This window comes from Ralstonia sp. 22086 (assembly GCF_052045975.1).
Classification (GTDB): domain Bacteria; phylum Pseudomonadota; class Gammaproteobacteria; order Burkholderiales; family Burkholderiaceae; genus Ralstonia; species Ralstonia wenshanensis.
On sequence record NZ_JBQEPZ010000002.1, the window covers coordinates 332,957 to 347,160 of the forward strand.

The window sequence follows — 14,204 nt, forward strand, 5'->3', positions numbered from 1 at the left end:
TGATGACGCGTCGCCCTCTGAGTTTTGCCCTGCTTCTGCCGCTCTTGCTGTCGGCACAGCCGGTTGCAACCGACAGTTACCTCCCCGCCCTGCCTGCCATTGCCCAGACGCTGGGATCGGCCAGCACGAGCCTCACGGTCTTCGCGCTGGCCTTTGGCATTGGTCAACTGCCGATGGGCAGCCTGGCCGATCGCTTTGGCCGCCGCCAGGTGCTGCTGATCGGGCTCGCGTGCTATGCCGTGGCTGCACTGGCTGGCGCCCTGGCAATAACCGCTTCCATGCTGACCGCCGCACGGGCCCTCCAAGGTTTCTCGATGGCCGCCATCCTGGTGTGCGCACGCGCTGCGGTACGCGACCTGCACCCGGCACGCGATGGTCCACACGTCATGGCGCGTGGCCTCACGGGGCTGGGTTTCGTGGCGTTGATGGCACCGATTCTCGGTGCCTTTGTCGCGCAACACGCGGGCTGGCGCTGGGTGCTGGCGGGCATGAGCTTCTATGCAATCGTGCTGTGGGCGATGTGCTGGTATGGCTTTTCCGAAACCCGACAAGAAACGCACGCCCAGGCGGGCAGCGTGCGCGAGATCTTCGCCAGTGCGGACTTTCGCGTCTGGGGGTTGCTGGCAGCCACCACCTACGCCGGCATCTTCTGCTTCCTGCTGCTCTCGCCGATGGTCTACATCGCATACCTCGGCCTGTCCCCCGAGCTGTATGGCTGGATACCGGCCGGCGGCTCGCTCGTCTATATCGTGAGCACGACCGGCTGCCGGCGCCTGCTGCGCCGCCAGAGCCTCGTGCGGACGGTGCAGCAAGGCGCAACGCTCAGCCTGCTGGGCGCCTGCATCCAGGGATTGGGCTGCTGGCTGCTTCCCGGGCAAGCGTGGCCGCTGCTGCTGGGGCACGGCATCTATTGCATGGGCCACGGTATCCACCAGCCTTGCGGCCAGGCGGGCGCGGTGGGCGAGCTGCCGCATCTTGCAGGGCGCGCGGTGTCATGGTCCGGCTTCATCATGATGCTGGCGGCCTTCTGCCTGGGCCAGACCGCGGCCGCCTTTGACGACAGATCGCACAGTCTGGGTGCCTGGCCCATGGTGGTGCCGATGATGCTTGCCGGCGCCGTTCTGGCGTCCATCGCTTTCCTGTGGCTGCCGAAGCTGCAGAGCCAGCCGGATCCACAAAGGGCTGCCGCATAGCAACGGCTGGGGATGCGCATTGCCACGCCGGTGGTACACAATGCGGTGTCCGCATTCTTTGCTTCAGCCACAGGAGTTTGACCATGAGCCGCAACGCCGACCTGCCTTTCAAGACCGCCGGCTTGGAGTTCATCGAGTTCGCCACGCAAGCGCCGGCAGCGCTCGGCCAGGTGTTCGCGTCGCTGGGCTTCAAGGCCATCGCGCGGCATGTGAGCAAGGACGTCACGCTGTACCGGCAAGGCGACATGAACTTCCTCGTCAACGCCGAAGCCGATTCCTTCGCGCACCGCTGGGCCGAGGAATATGGCGTGGGCATCTGTGCCATTGGCATCCGCGTCGACGATGCCCAGCACGCTTACGACCGCGCAGTCGAACTGGGCGCATGGCCGGCCGAAGCCGAGCCGATTGGCCCGAGCGAACTGGTGATCCCGGCCATCCAGGGCGTGGGCGATACGCACCTGTATTTTGTCGACCGCTGGCGCGGCAAGCACGGTGCCCGGGGCGGCCTGGGCGACATCTCCATCTACGACATCGACTTCCGGCCGCTGGACACAGCGACCGCGCATGAGGACTGGCACCACGCCGGCGTTGGGCTGGCACGCGTCGACCACCTGACGCAAACCGTCGGCCCCGGCCGCCTGCAGGATTGGATCGATTTCTACCGCAACCAGCTCGGCTTTCGCGAGATCCACGAGCTGCACGCTAACTGGCACGTCGCGGCAGATTCGCGCGTGATGGTGTCGTCGTGCGGCATGATCCGGATTCCGCTCTATGAAGAAGGCACGCACCGCGCGCACCTCATGCATGCCTACCTGCCCGACCACCCCGGCGAAGGTGTGCAGCACATCGCGCTGGCCACCGACGACATCCTGCGCACAGCAAGCGCGCTGGCCGCCAACGGCCTCACCTTCGTCGAGCCCCCGGCGCACTACTACGACACTGTCGACGCGCGCCTGCCCGGTCACGGTTTGGACCTGGAAGCCTTGCGCCGATACGGCATCCTGGTCGACGGCGAGATCATCGACGGCGTGCCGAAACTGTTCCTGCAAACCTTCATCAAGCGCCATCCAGGCGAGATATTCTTCGAGATCGTGCAGCGACGCGGGCACCACGGGTTTGGCGAGGGCAATCTGCCGGTGTTGACTGCTGCCGCGACCTGACCCGGAAAGCGTTGCAAAGAAAAAGCCCGCCAAGTTTCGGCGGGCTTTCTTTTCGTACTACGGTGCTGCAATGCCAATCAGTAACCGGCTGCCAACCCCGTATTGCGACGCGGATCATTCGCGCCATAGAAGCGGTTGTTGCCGACCGGCTTGCCACCCAGCGACGGCGCCCCGACGATGATCGCCGCCAGGTGGTTGGCCGGCTGCGGCGCCCCCAGGTTGTGGCCCATCGACGTCAGGATCTTGCGCGTATCTTCCGACAGCGCATACGGCTCGACGTTGGTCACGTCCGGCAGCCATTGCTGGTGGAAGCGCGGCATGTCGACAGCTTCCTGCACGTTCATGCCGTAGTCGATCGCGTTGATCATGGTCAGCATGACGGCCGTGATGATTCGGCTGCCGCCGGGTGTGCCCACCACCATGACAGGCTTGCCATCCTTGGTAACGATGGTCGGGCTCATCGACGACAGCGGACGCTTGCCCGGGGCGATCGAGTTGGCCTCGCCCTGCACCAGGCCGTACAGGTTCGGCACGCCCACCTTGGCCGTGAAGTCGTCCATTTCATCATTCAGGACGACGCCCGTCTTGGCGGCCGTCACCTTCGCACCAAACCAGTCGTTGAGTGTGTACGTGACCGACACCGCGTTGCCGTACTTGTCGGCAATCGAGTAGTGCGTCGTGTTGCTGCCTTCATGCGGCTCGACGCCCGGCTTGATGTCCTTCGACACACCCGCCTTCTTCGGGTCGATCACAGCACGGATCTTGGCTGCGTAGTCCTTGCTCAGCAGGCGGTCCAGCGGGTTCTTCACGAAGTCCGGGTCGCCCAGGTAGCTGTTGCGGTCCACATAGGCGTGGCGCATGGCCTCGATCTGGTAGTGCGTGGCCTGCGCGGAATGCCAACCCAGGTCTTTGAGTGGATAGCCTTCCAGGATGTTGAGCATTTCGCAGATGATCACGCCGCCCGAGCTCGGGGGCGGTGCCGACACCACGTGATAGCCACGGTAGTCGCACTCGACCGGCGCCAGCTCGCGCGTCTTGTAGCTGACGAGATCTTCTTGCGTGATCAGGCCACCACCGGCCTTGCTCGATGCAGCAATGGCCTGCCCAACCCAGCCCTTGTAGAAGCCGTCGGTGCCCTTGTTGCTGATCTCGCGCAGCGTCTTGGCCAAGTCATGCTGGACGAGCTTCTCGCCCACCTGGAACGGCTGCCCCTTGTTCAGGAAGATCGCGCCCGATGCAGCGTCTTCCTGGAAGTCCTTGGTGGAGGTGTGCAGCATGTCGACGTCGCCCTGATCGAGGACGAAGCCCTTGTCGGCCAGCGCGATGGCCGGCGCGATCAGTGCAGCGCGTTGCATGGTGCCGTACTTCTGGCGCGCGTACTCCATGCCCGACACGGTGCCCGGCACACCCACGGCCAGGTGGCCCTTGGTGGACGCGCCCTTGATGACGTTGCCGTCCTTGTCGAGGTACATGTTGGCCGTGGCACCCTTCGGTGCGACTTCACGGAAATCGAGGAAGGTCTTGCGGCCGTCAGCCAGCTGAATGGTCATGAAACCACCGCCGCCAAGGTTGCCCGCTGCCGGATAGACCACGGCCAGCGCGTAACCCACGGCAACTGCTGCGTCGACAGCATTGCCGCCGCGCTTGAGCACTTCCACACCGACCTTGCTGGCCAGATGCTGCGCCGCAACGACCATGCCGTTTTCTGCGGCCACGGGTGCGACGGATGCCGCGTGTGCGACGGTCGTGATGCTGATCGAGGCGATTGCGGCGGCGATCCACCGCATGCCTGTTCTTGGATTCTGCATAGGAGCTCCTTTGGTACCTTCAAGGACGCCGGTCGTGCCAGCGTACGTGTTATGGCGCGCAAACCTTATCAGGCGGCGCGCTGGGGCACTATAGCCTCATCCCCGTATTGACGCATTGCATCGGCGATGGGAGACGGTATCGCTAACCCAGCGGCACTTCGAGCCCAACCTTCACGCGGTTGAGCACCACGGCCGTGCGATACCACTTGATGTTGTCGTTGTCGTCGAACAGGCGGCGCGCGAGGGCTTCGTACTCCGTCATCGTGGCCACGTTCAGGATGAGGACGAAATCGGCCTCGCCCGTCACGTAGTAGCACTGCTGCACCTCGGGGCCGGAGAGCGCCTTCTTGAGCGCAGCCATTGCCGCGGTATTGGTGCGCTCGGCATGCACCTCGACGATCACGGTGATCGGTTTGCCCACATGCTCCGGGTCCACCACGGCCACGTTGCCGACGATGACGCCCGCCTCCTCCATCCGTTTGATGCGCCGTTGCACGGCGGCGGTCGATAGATTGACCTGCTCTCCGATGACGCGCAGGGGCGTGGTGTAGCACTGCTGCACGGTGTTGAGGATGGCGATGTCGAATGCGTCGAGTTCGAGCGACTTCTGTGCGGCCATAACGGATGCGGAGCGAGCGGATGCGGAGCGAGAAATTTTTGCGTCTGGCTGGGCAGAATAGCTGAAATTGCTCGGCTGACGTGACATAGGATTTCGTGGTCCATGTGTTCGCAGAAGGCCATCCCATGCATTGGCAATCCCAGCTCGTCAACCCGGAAGCGCTTGCCCCTGGCGGTTTTCGGTCATTGGTAACCCCGGTCTACCGTGGTTCAACCGTGCTGTTCGACAACGCAGCGCAGGTCGTCGACGACTGGCGCCATGCCCAACACGGCTATACCTACGGTCTCTATGGCACACCGACCGCCATCGAACTCGGTGCACGGATTGCGCAACTGGAGCGCGCCCGCCACAGCTTTATCGTGCCCGGCGGGCAGGCTGCCATCGCGCTCGTCTACCTGGCATGCTGCGGCGCGGGCAGTCATGCGCTGGTGCCGTTCAGCGCGTACGGGCCCAACCGCAGCATGGCCGACGGCCTGCTCAAACGCATGGGCATCGAAGTCGAAACCTACGACCCGCTCATCGGCGCGGGCATCGCCGGACTCATCCGCTCGAACACCGCACTGGTTTGGACTGAAAGCCCCGGCTCGGTCACGATGGAAGTGCAGGACGTGCCGGCCATCGTGGCAGCGGCGCACGCGCGCGGTGTGCCGGTGGCGCTCGACAACACGTACACGGCCGGCGTGTATTTCGATTCCTTCGCGCACGGCGTGGATATCAGCATGCAAGCGCTGACGAAGTACGTGGGTGGCCACAGCGACCTGCTGCTCGGCTCGGTCTCCGTCAACTCGGAGGCGATGTTCGAGCGTGTGGGCAGCGCGTTTGCCGATCTGGGCATGGGCGCCTCGCCCGACGATTGCAGCCTCGCGCTACGTGGCCTGCAAACGCTGGGGCTGCGGCTGGAGCGTCTACAAGCCTCCACGCTGGCGGTGGCGCGCTGGCTCCATCTGCAGGATTGCGTTGCCACCGTGCTGCATCCGGCGCTGCCGTCGTGCCCTGGCCATGAACTCTGGAAGCGCGACTTTACCGGCGCAACCAGCGTGTTTTCGGTGGTGTTTCAGGAAAGCGTCTCGTCCGAACAAGTCAACGCATTCATTGATGCGTTGCGCATGTTCCGGATCGGCATGAGCTGGGGCGGCACGAGCAGCCTGGTGATGCCATATCCCGATCTGGCGCGACCGAACCGCCACTATCGCGGCCGCCTGGTGCGGCTCAATGTCGGGCTGGAGGCGCCGGAAGATCTGATTGCCGATCTGCGGCAAGCCATGGCGCGCGCAGCCATCCAGGAGCCCGCTGTTGTCGCATAGCCGCCGGCACGTCAGCCAGCCGGTGCAAATGGCGGCGCACGCCGCTTGACCGGTTGCGTCTTGACGATGGCGGTGTTGGTTTCAGCGTGATAGGCCACGCGATCAAGAATCTGGTCGAGCTGATCGATCGAGCGCACATACAGCCGGGCGACGAAGCAGTCCTCGCCCGTCACCTTGTCGCATTCGCCGATCTCGGGAATCTCTTCGATCAGCTTCTGCACGATATGCAGCTTGCCCGGCATGGGCCGCACGCGCACGATGGCCTGCAGCGTATAGCCGAGCGCGGCGGGGTCAATGTCGACGGTGTAATGCCGGATCACGCCGCGCTCTTCCAGCCGGTGCAGGCGCTCCGACACGCTGGGGGACGACAGCCCCACCTGCTCGGCCAACTGCTTGAGCGAGATGCGGGAATCGGTCAGCAGGACGTCAAGAATGCGTTGATCCAGTGCGTCAATCATGGTCGTTACGCCTCCATCGTCAATTTGGCATTTCGCCTTACTTCATTAGAAAGAACGGCAATTTTGCCTTAGAAAAGCAATGGAAATCAGGCCACCCGCATGCGATCCTTCTTGCATCCAACGCTCAAGGTGGTTCGCATGAACGATAAGGCGCGCGGCACGGTCGAGATGACCACCGCCATGGTCATTTCCGGAACGATCGGCTGGTTCGTTGTCCGCTCGGGCCAGCCGGTGGCCGACGTTGTGTTCTGGCGCTGCGTGTTCGGCGCGCTGACGCTGCTGGGGGTGTGCGCCGGACTGGGGCTGCTGCGCGGCGCCATCACGTGGCGGCGTGCCGGCGTTGCCGCGCTGGGCGGCGTGGCCATCGTCATCAATTGGCTGCTGCTGTTCGCGGCGTATCCGCGCGCATCCATCTCGATTGCCACGGCGGTCTACAACACGCAGCCGTTCATGCTGGTCGGGCTTGGGGCGCTGTTTCTGTCGGAAAAGCTCACGGCGGCCAAGCTCACTTGGCTGGCCATCGCCTTTATCGGCGTCGTGCTGATTGTGCAGGTGGGGCCTGCAGCCAGCGTCGGAACCGATTACCTGGCGGGCATTGCGATGGCGCTGGGCGCGGCGTTTGCCTATGCGGTGGCCGCGCTTCTGATCAAGAAGCTGGCCGGTACGCCGCCGCATCTGATCGCGCTCATCCAGGTGTGCGTGGGCGTGCTGATGCTGGCGCCGCTGGCCAACCTGTCGCATCCGCCGGCCGATGCGCATCCGTGGGTGATGCTGGTCACGGTGGGCGTGGTGCACACGGGGTTGATGTACATCCTGCTCTATGGCGCCATCCAGCGGCTGCCGACGCATCTGACCGGGTCGTTGTCGTTCATCTATCCGATTGTTGCCATCGTGGTGGACATCGTTGCGTTCGGGCATCGCCTTCAACTGGCGCAGTTTCTGGGTGCGGGGGCGATCCTGCTGGCGGCGGCGGGCATGAACCTCGGGTGGTCGCCGTATCGCTGGTTGCGGGCACGGGCCGAATCACCGGTTTCCAAATAACGCAATACGCGCAATAGCCCCCCCGCATTCGCAACACGAATGGGCGGCCCAACTGCTGTTATTCTTGTGCGTTTTCCGCTGGCGCCCGGCGCGCCCTGCGCCTGCCTCTCTCCCCCTTGGCAGCCAGCGGACAGAAACCCCAAACATACGTACAAGATGAAGGAAGGTCACCCGCCGGAGCCGGGTCGCGAAGCCGCGATCGCCTGGATCCTGGAACAAATGCAGACGTACGACCTGTCTGTCGACGATTTGCAGGCACATGGCTGCTTTGACGCGCCACCGCCGCCGCCCGCACCAGCCGCTCCCATCGGTCCCGTCTACATGAGCGCCGACGGCCAACACTGGGACGGCTCCGGCGACATGCCAGACTGGCTGCAACGCGCCGTCAACGCCGGACAGAGCATCGAGCATTTCCGCGTGGGCTGACGCGCAGTTAGTGCAGGTACGCCGGTTGCGTGGTCTGTTGGCGTCAGCGCTGCCGGTTCGTTGCTCTGTGAGTTGATCCACTGCATTGCCGGCTGGCGCTCCAACCCAACGGAGGACGTCATCATGCCGGAACGCAAAACCGTAGAACGTGCGCGCGCCGACAAGCGCCACGGCAAGGCCGCCTCGACCCAGGCAGGCAACTTCGTGAAGGAAGAGATGGATCACATCCGCGAAGGCAAGCACGGTGCGAAAAACACCAAGCAGGCCATTGCGATCGGCCTATCGAAGGCACGCCGCTCCGGCGTTGCCGTCAAGCCGCCGGGGGAAGGCAAGGCGTCGGCCGCCACGCGCAAGAAGGCGGAGCATGACGTCAAGGCCGGCAGCAAGGCTGGTGGCAAGAAAAGCAGCCACGCCAGTGCGAGCAAGGAATCCACGGCCAAGCGCAGCAAAACCACAACACGCACGCTGAAGAAGGAAGGCCATTCGGCGGCTTCCAAGTCGTCGCTGTCCAAGCAGGCGCACAGCGCGGCTTCGAAGCGGTCGAGCAGCGAGCGCTCGGCGGCGGCCAAGAAGGGCGCCGCCACCAAGGGTGCGGCCGGCCGATCCGCTGCCGGCAAAAAAGCGGCTCGCACACGCGCCGCGCACGCCAGGTAAATCTTTCCTGTTCAGCCTGAAGGCGACCCATCGGGGTCGCCTTTTTTATGGCTGCTCGCTGCGCCGAAAAAAGAAATAAAAAAATTTCTGTTCTTCGTGTCAGGAACGCGTCCATGCGCCGACGAAGGTGCACGGAACACATCTGCGCGATGCCGCAGTGGACCGTACGGCAAGGGATTTCACCCTGTCCGCCGTTCAACGACACCTGCTCACTCAAGGAGAACACAAATGAAACAACACGCCATGATCGCCGCCGCTCTGGGTAGCCTGCTCGCACTGGGCGCACTGTCGACACCGGTGCAGGCCGCTGATGCCGCCGGCAAGGAAAAGTGCTACGGCGTCGCCAAGGCCGGCCAGAACGATTGCGCCAGCCCGGGCAGCGCCCACGCCTGCGCCGGCCAATCGAAGATGGACAAGGACCCAATGTCGTGGAAGTACGTGCCGGCCGGCACCTGCGCGCAGATGGGCGGCACGATGCAGCCTGCGTCCAAGTAACGCGCGACGCCGGGTGACCGCCATGCAGAACGCTCTGCCAACCTGCGCCGGCGCAGGCCTGCGCGCGCCGCACTTTCCTGCCCTGCTACACGGGGAGGCCCGCTTCCCCTGGGTGGAAGTGCACAGCGAGAACTATCTGTATGGCGGCCCCGCCCGCGCGGCGCTGCTGGCCGCCCGAGCGCACCAGCCGGTGAGCCTGCACGGCGTCGGCATGGGGCTTGGCAATGCGGATGGGCTGGACATCGAACACGTACGCGCCATCGCCACGCTGGCCGATGCCGTGGCGCCCGCCGCCATTTCCGAGCACCTGTGCTTCAACCGCAGCGGTGCGCAGGTCGTCAACGATCTGCTGCCCCTGCCCTATTCCCGCGAATCGCTGGATGTCGTCTGCGCCAACGTCATGCGTGCACAGGACATCCTCAAGCGGCCGCTGCTGATTGAGAACATTGCCGCGTACATCGACTGCCGCGCGCTGGTCGACGCCGACGAGGCCGTCTCCGAAGGCGCATTCCTGACCGCCCTCGCCCGGCGTACGGGCTGCGGCATCTTGCTCGACCTGAACAACCTGTACGTGAACAGCGTCAACCATGGCGTGACCGTCGAATCGGTACTCGCCGATATCGACCCTCTGCTGGTCGGCGAGATTCACCTGGCTGGCTTCAGCGAGGAAGACGGCATGCTGATCGACACGCACAGTGCGCCGGTCCATGCACCCGTGTGGGCGCTGTACGACGCATGGATCGCCAAGCACGGCGCACGCCCGACGCTGATCGAATGGGATGCCGAACTGCCTCCCGTGCACGTGTTGCTGGACGAAGCGGCACGCGCCCAGGCAACGCTCGATCGCCACGCCAATGCACCCATGCAGGAGCCACGCCATGCGACTGCCTGACTGGGAAGCCCACCTGATTGGCGCACTGACCAACCCTGCAGGCCACGAAGAAGCGCGCGGTATTGCCATCTACCGCAACGCGCGTCTGGCCATTCTGCGTAGTGCGCTGGCGGGGACGTATCCCGTCTGCCGGGCGCTCGTCGGTGACGACTGCTTTGACGCGCTGGTCCGCGACACGCTAGCCGTGCAGGCGTCTGCATCGCCGAACCTGCATCGCTATGGAAATGCGCTGCCCGAAGTCATTGCGCAATCGCCATTGGCGCACAGCGTGCCGTATCTGGCTGACGTAGCGCGGCTGGAATGGTGCGTGCACTGGGCGCATTACGCTCCCGACGCGCACGTTGAAGCAACGGGCGCCACGCTGCTCGCGCAGCCTGCGGACACCATTCGCGCGGGATTGGCCGAGGGGGTGCAGTGGGTGGCTTCGCCATGGCCCATCGTTTCAATCTGGCGCGCACACCAGCCCGGCGCAACCATCTCACTCAACGAAATCGACCTGGGTGTAGGCGAAGCCGCAGCGATTGCCGTACGCGGGCATCGCGTTGCTGTGCTCGATCTGGATGCCCCCACAGCCACGTTCATCGCAGCTTGTGGCGCGACGCCGTCGCTTCAGACCGCGCTCGAAACCTCGCTGGCTGCGCGACCGGATTTTGATTTGACCGCATGCCTGTCTGGCCTCTATCGCTCGGGGCTGCTCGCCCTGTCTGCATGCCCAACAACTCCGCCTACTGGAGACACGCCATGAACACCCTCGCCACGACCTTTGCCCCGCTTACGCGCATCCGCGCTTCGCTTGACCGGTTCGCCGGGCCGCAAAGCGCGCTCTGCTCGCTCATCCTGTTGATCGCGCGGGCATATCTGTTCTACGTGTTCTTCCGCTCGGGCCTGACCAAGCTGCACGACTGGGACACAACCGTGCTGCTCTTCACCGAGGAATACAAGGTGCCGCTGCTGCCGCCCGCCCTGGCTGCCGCGCTCGGCACGTTTGGCGAACTGGTCTTTCCCTCGTTGATGCTGGCCGGCATCGTGCCGCGGCTCGCGGCGGCGGGGCTGTTCTTCGTCAACGTGGTGGCGGCAATATCCTACTGGGCCAATCTGTCGGCATCGGCCATCGAGTTTCATTTTGTGTGGGGCATGCTGATTGCGCTCGTGGCGACGGTGGGGCCGGGTTGGCTGGCGGCGCAGACCCTATGGGAGCGCCGCACGCGTTAAGCAGAATGCGCAGGCGACGGGCTTATGATGTTGGCTTGTCGCCCTCTTTTCAGGAGCATCGATGCGCCTCCCTCAGTTGTCCTTCGCTGCCTCGGCCGGTGTGTTGGCTGCAATCGCCGCCGCAACTGTTCTGACTGCCTGCGCGTGGGGCGATAGCCCGAATAGCACCGGCGCGCGCATGCTCGACGATTCGCTGCTGACGTACCAAGTCAAGGCAGCGCTGGACCAGGACACGGCGCTCAGCACGCGCCAGATTCGCATCCGCTCCACCCCGGACGGCAAGGTCACGCTGACGGGCTGGGTCGATACCGCCGAAATGGCTCGCCGGGCCGGCGACGACGTCAAACGCTTTGTTGACTCGGCCAAGCTCGACAACCAGCTGCGCGTGCTCTCGCGCATGCAGGTGCTGGGCGGCGGTCCGTTCATCCCCGCCGGCTTGCCGCCCGAGGCACCGGCCAGCGCGCCGGCCGCGCGCTGACGCGTTCAAGCTCTTAAACGGCCTGCGTGCCAATCCGCCGTGGCAAGCGGCCCACGGGCACCGATTGCAGCAGGCCGAAGCCGATCTCCACAATCAGGAACGGCAACACCAGCAGCGTGGCACCCGATGCCAGCGCATAGGCCAGCCACGCCGCAAAGAGGCCGCGCGCCACGGCGTCGTACCGGCCCAGCGCCACACTCGGCTGCCGGATACGCAGCGCCGACCATACGCACACCACCGACCCCATCAGATTGGCCATCAGCAGGTGCTCGGGCCCAAATGCCGGCAAGCTGGCGATGCCTAGCGCATGCGCCAATGCGGTGAGCGCTTGATGCAATAGGGCAAACGTCCACGGCGTGGCAAACGGTGCAGTCACGATCAGGTCATACCAGCCGCTGGCGCGCACAAAGCGCAGGAAGGTCGACTCAGAAACCATGGTGAAACTCCAGGAATGAAGTGAAGGAGCCGCCACGGTAAAGCCTGGTGTACGCTCCAAGGTCAACCCCTCGGCCGTCTCACCTTTCCAAACAACCATGTCTGCTGCACTCCCCGCTTCCGCTTCCAATGCGCGTACCGGCGACCTTTCCATCGGCGACCTGGCCGCCGCCACCGGCGTCTCGCGGGACGGTCTGCGCTTTTACGAGGCACGCGGCCTGATCCGTGCGCGACGCCGCAGCAACGGTTACCGTGCTTACCCGCCCGAGGCCGTGGAACTGGTGCAATACGTGCGCACGGCGCAGCAACTGGGCTTCACGCTGGCAGAAATTGGCGAAGGGATGACGCAGGTGTGGCAGCAACCCGACATCGATGCCGCCGTTACGGCGCTACTGCGGGAGAAACTTGCCGCCATCGATGTCCGCATCGCCAGCTTGCAGGCCACGCGTGATGCACTTGCTGCCCGCGTCGGGATGCCGTGCCCGCTTGCACCGGACTGAGACCCCGCCATGTCTTGTCATATGACTGTCGCAGACTGGCGCCGCTAGGTGCGTTTTGCGCGTTTCCCACGCCCTGACGGCTTGCCGAGTCGTGAAAGGCGCTTGAAAGTTCGCGTCGGTAAAAACGCTCCCGTCTCAAGGGGAGTCTGCTGCAGTGAAACATCGGGGTGCGTTCCATCCACGGGTGAGGGCCGTGCTGTGCGCGGTGGCTTGCCTGCCATTTGCCGCTGCCTGGGCAGCCACGCCGGCATCGGCACCAGCTGCGGCCAGCATGCCGGTGGCGACCATGCCGCCGATCAAGCCTTCCGTGCCGGGCGTGACAGGCGCCGGGTTCAACCTGGTCGAGCTTCTGCAAGAACTGAAGGGCAACAACCCGCAGTTGATCCAGGCACGCCATAACTACCTGTCGGCCAAGTCGATCCCCCCGCAACTTGCCGCGCCCAATAACCCGCAGCTCGGCTACATCTGGAACAGCATCCCCAAGGGGTTTCCACTTGCGGTCAACCGCGCGGGCGGCAGCCAGTACAACCTGACGCAGCAGATCCCGTTTCCGGGCAAGAAAGCACTGGCGGCCGAGATTGCCGACCGCCAGGCCGAATCGCTGAACGCGCAAAACGATGCGCTGTACCTGCAGCTCTATGCGCAGCTTTCCACCACGTATTACCAGGCGATCGCGCTGCAGAAACAGATCGATGTACAGAAGCTGGCAATCACGCGCCTGGAGCAGGTCAAGCAGATCACGCGCGTGCGCTACGCCAACAACGCCGCCGCGTACGCCGACTTCCTCAACGCGCAGGTCATGCAGAGCAGCGCGCAGAACGATCTGTTTGCCGCGCAACGCCAGTACGACAGCACGCTGCAGACCCTCAACACGCTCATCGGCAAGGAGCCGAGCTTCCCGCTCGTGCTGCGAGCCGACGACGAGTCCGTGCACCTGCCGGAAGAGCCGCTGCCCGAGCTGGAAAACCAAGCACTGCGCGAGCATCCGTCGATCAAGGCATCTGCCGAGCTGATGGACGCCGCACGCAAGAGCGTGACGCTGGCGCGCAAGGCCTACCTGCCCGACTTCCAGGTCATCGCCACCGTCACGACGGACAACCCGCCGTATGGCGTGCGCCCGAACAGCTTCCAGATCGAGCTGGACGTGATCATCCCGTTCTGGTTCCTGACCAAAGAGAAGTACGGCGTGAACCAGGCGGTGGAAAGTCAGATTGCCACCGAGGCGAATGACGTGTCGGTGCGCCAGCAGACGTTATTGGCGGTCGATACCGCCTACAACACGCTGCGCCAGACGCTTGCCCAGCTCGACTTCAACAAGCAGCGGCAACTGCCGCAGGCGCTGGCGGCCTATCGCGTGACGATGACCAACTACGCCAGCAACAACGCCGATTTCAACGACCTGCTCACCGCCCAAGGCGCGCTAAAGAACGCCGAACTGTCGGTCGCGCAGGCACAGGCCACGGCCTTGCAGGCCTATCACGCGCTGCTCGCGGCCACGGGTCGCTCGCCGGTTCAAGCTCAATAACATC

Annotated in this window: 17 protein-coding genes; 13 read left to right on the forward strand and 4 right to left on the reverse strand. The window is 64.4% G+C overall.

The features are described 5' to 3' along the window. The first annotated feature begins 2 nt into the window (after positions 1-2). The gene (locus tag ACTJK6_RS10610; protein ID WP_232039656.1) at positions 3-1,193 is read left to right on the forward strand and encodes an MFS transporter; all 1,191 of its coding nucleotides are present in this window, start codon (positions 3-5) and stop codon (positions 1,191-1,193) included. An 83-nt stretch (positions 1,194-1,276) separates the two neighbouring features. Next, entirely contained in the window at positions 1,277-2,353 is a 1,077-nt protein-coding gene (locus ACTJK6_RS10615) for a 4-hydroxyphenylpyruvate dioxygenase family protein (RefSeq protein WP_440839001.1), read from the forward strand. 77 nt (positions 2,354-2,430) lie between these two features. On the opposite strand, the gene ggt is transcribed toward ACTJK6_RS10615, so the two are convergent. Together ggt and ACTJK6_RS10625 are read right to left on the reverse strand one after the other, a co-directional pair. After that, positions 2,431-4,161 (reverse strand): gamma-glutamyltransferase, encoded by a 1,731-nt coding sequence (gene ggt / locus ACTJK6_RS10620; RefSeq protein ID WP_440839002.1) that lies wholly within the window; start codon positions 4,159-4,161, stop codon positions 2,431-2,433. A gap of 142 nt (positions 4,162-4,303) precedes the next feature. Beyond that, complete coding sequence (locus ACTJK6_RS10625; protein ID WP_316879550.1) at positions 4,304-4,780, reverse strand: Lrp/AsnC family transcriptional regulator; 477 nt, start codon at positions 4,778-4,780, stop codon at positions 4,304-4,306. A 125-nt stretch (positions 4,781-4,905) separates the two neighbouring features. Between ACTJK6_RS10625 and ACTJK6_RS10630 the strand changes: the two genes are divergently transcribed. Then, positions 4,906-6,084, forward strand: coding sequence for a cystathionine beta-lyase (locus ACTJK6_RS10630; RefSeq protein ID WP_440839003.1), 1,179 nt, complete (start codon positions 4,906-4,908; stop codon positions 6,082-6,084). A gap of 11 nt (positions 6,085-6,095) precedes the next feature. On the opposite strand, the gene ACTJK6_RS10635 is transcribed toward ACTJK6_RS10630, so the two are convergent. After that, positions 6,096-6,542, reverse strand: a complete 447-nt coding sequence (locus ACTJK6_RS10635) for an Lrp/AsnC family transcriptional regulator (RefSeq protein ID WP_440839005.1) — start codon at positions 6,540-6,542, stop codon at positions 6,096-6,098. Positions 6,543-6,680: 138 nt separating this feature from the next. On the opposite strand from ACTJK6_RS10635, the gene ACTJK6_RS10640 reads away from it, so the two are divergent. From ACTJK6_RS10640 to ACTJK6_RS10675, 8 genes are all read left to right on the forward strand, one after another. Further along, positions 6,681-7,583 (forward strand): DMT family transporter, encoded by a 903-nt coding sequence (locus ACTJK6_RS10640; protein ID WP_440839311.1) that lies wholly within the window; start codon positions 6,681-6,683, stop codon positions 7,581-7,583. Positions 7,584-7,739: 156 nt separating this feature from the next. Continuing rightward, the gene (locus ACTJK6_RS10645) at positions 7,740-8,009 is read left to right on the forward strand and encodes an H-NS family nucleoid-associated regulatory protein (protein WP_232039663.1); all 270 of its coding nucleotides are present in this window, start codon (positions 7,740-7,742) and stop codon (positions 8,007-8,009) included. Between the two features lie 123 nt (positions 8,010-8,132). Continuing rightward, entirely contained in the window at positions 8,133-8,663 is a 531-nt protein-coding gene (locus tag ACTJK6_RS10650) for a DNA-binding protein (RefSeq protein WP_440839006.1), read from the forward strand. Positions 8,664-8,891: 228 nt separating this feature from the next. Next, on the forward strand, positions 8,892-9,158 hold the full coding sequence (locus ACTJK6_RS10655; protein WP_232039665.1) for a BufA1 family periplasmic bufferin-type metallophore: 267 nt from the start codon (positions 8,892-8,894) through the stop codon (positions 9,156-9,158). A 22-nt stretch (positions 9,159-9,180) separates the two neighbouring features. Beyond that, complete coding sequence (gene bufB / locus ACTJK6_RS10660; RefSeq protein ID WP_440839007.1) at positions 9,181-10,050, forward strand: MNIO family bufferin maturase; 870 nt, start codon at positions 9,181-9,183, stop codon at positions 10,048-10,050. Further along, positions 10,037-10,795, forward strand: coding sequence for an HvfC/BufC family peptide modification chaperone (locus ACTJK6_RS10665; protein ID WP_440839008.1), 759 nt, complete (start codon positions 10,037-10,039; stop codon positions 10,793-10,795). The genes bufB and ACTJK6_RS10665 overlap by 14 nt, the downstream gene beginning before the upstream one ends. Continuing rightward, positions 10,792-11,262 (forward strand): DoxX family protein, encoded by a 471-nt coding sequence (locus ACTJK6_RS10670; protein WP_440839009.1) that lies wholly within the window; start codon positions 10,792-10,794, stop codon positions 11,260-11,262. The genes ACTJK6_RS10665 and ACTJK6_RS10670 overlap by 4 nt, the downstream gene beginning before the upstream one ends. Before the next feature lie 61 nt (positions 11,263-11,323). Beyond that, positions 11,324-11,740: a BON domain-containing protein gene (locus tag ACTJK6_RS10675; RefSeq protein WP_440839010.1), complete on the forward strand. Its 417-nt coding sequence runs from the start codon at positions 11,324-11,326 to the stop codon at positions 11,738-11,740. A 13-nt stretch (positions 11,741-11,753) separates the two neighbouring features. On the opposite strand, the gene ACTJK6_RS10680 is transcribed toward ACTJK6_RS10675, so the two are convergent. Beyond that, positions 11,754-12,176 carry a hypothetical protein gene (locus ACTJK6_RS10680; protein ID WP_440839011.1) on the reverse strand — a complete coding sequence of 141 codons (423 nt, stop codon included), beginning with the start codon at positions 12,174-12,176 and terminating at the stop codon, positions 11,754-11,756. Positions 12,177-12,273: 97 nt separating this feature from the next. Between ACTJK6_RS10680 and ACTJK6_RS10685 the strand changes: the two genes are divergently transcribed. Together ACTJK6_RS10685 and ACTJK6_RS10690 are read left to right on the forward strand one after the other, a co-directional pair. Further along, complete coding sequence (locus tag ACTJK6_RS10685; protein WP_316879538.1) at positions 12,274-12,675, forward strand: MerR family transcriptional regulator; 402 nt, start codon at positions 12,274-12,276, stop codon at positions 12,673-12,675. Positions 12,676-12,829: 154 nt separating this feature from the next. Then, positions 12,830-14,200 carry a TolC family protein gene (locus ACTJK6_RS10690; protein WP_440839012.1) on the forward strand — a complete coding sequence of 457 codons (1,371 nt, stop codon included), beginning with the start codon at positions 12,830-12,832 and terminating at the stop codon, positions 14,198-14,200. The last annotated feature ends 4 nt before the right edge of the window (positions 14,201-14,204 follow it).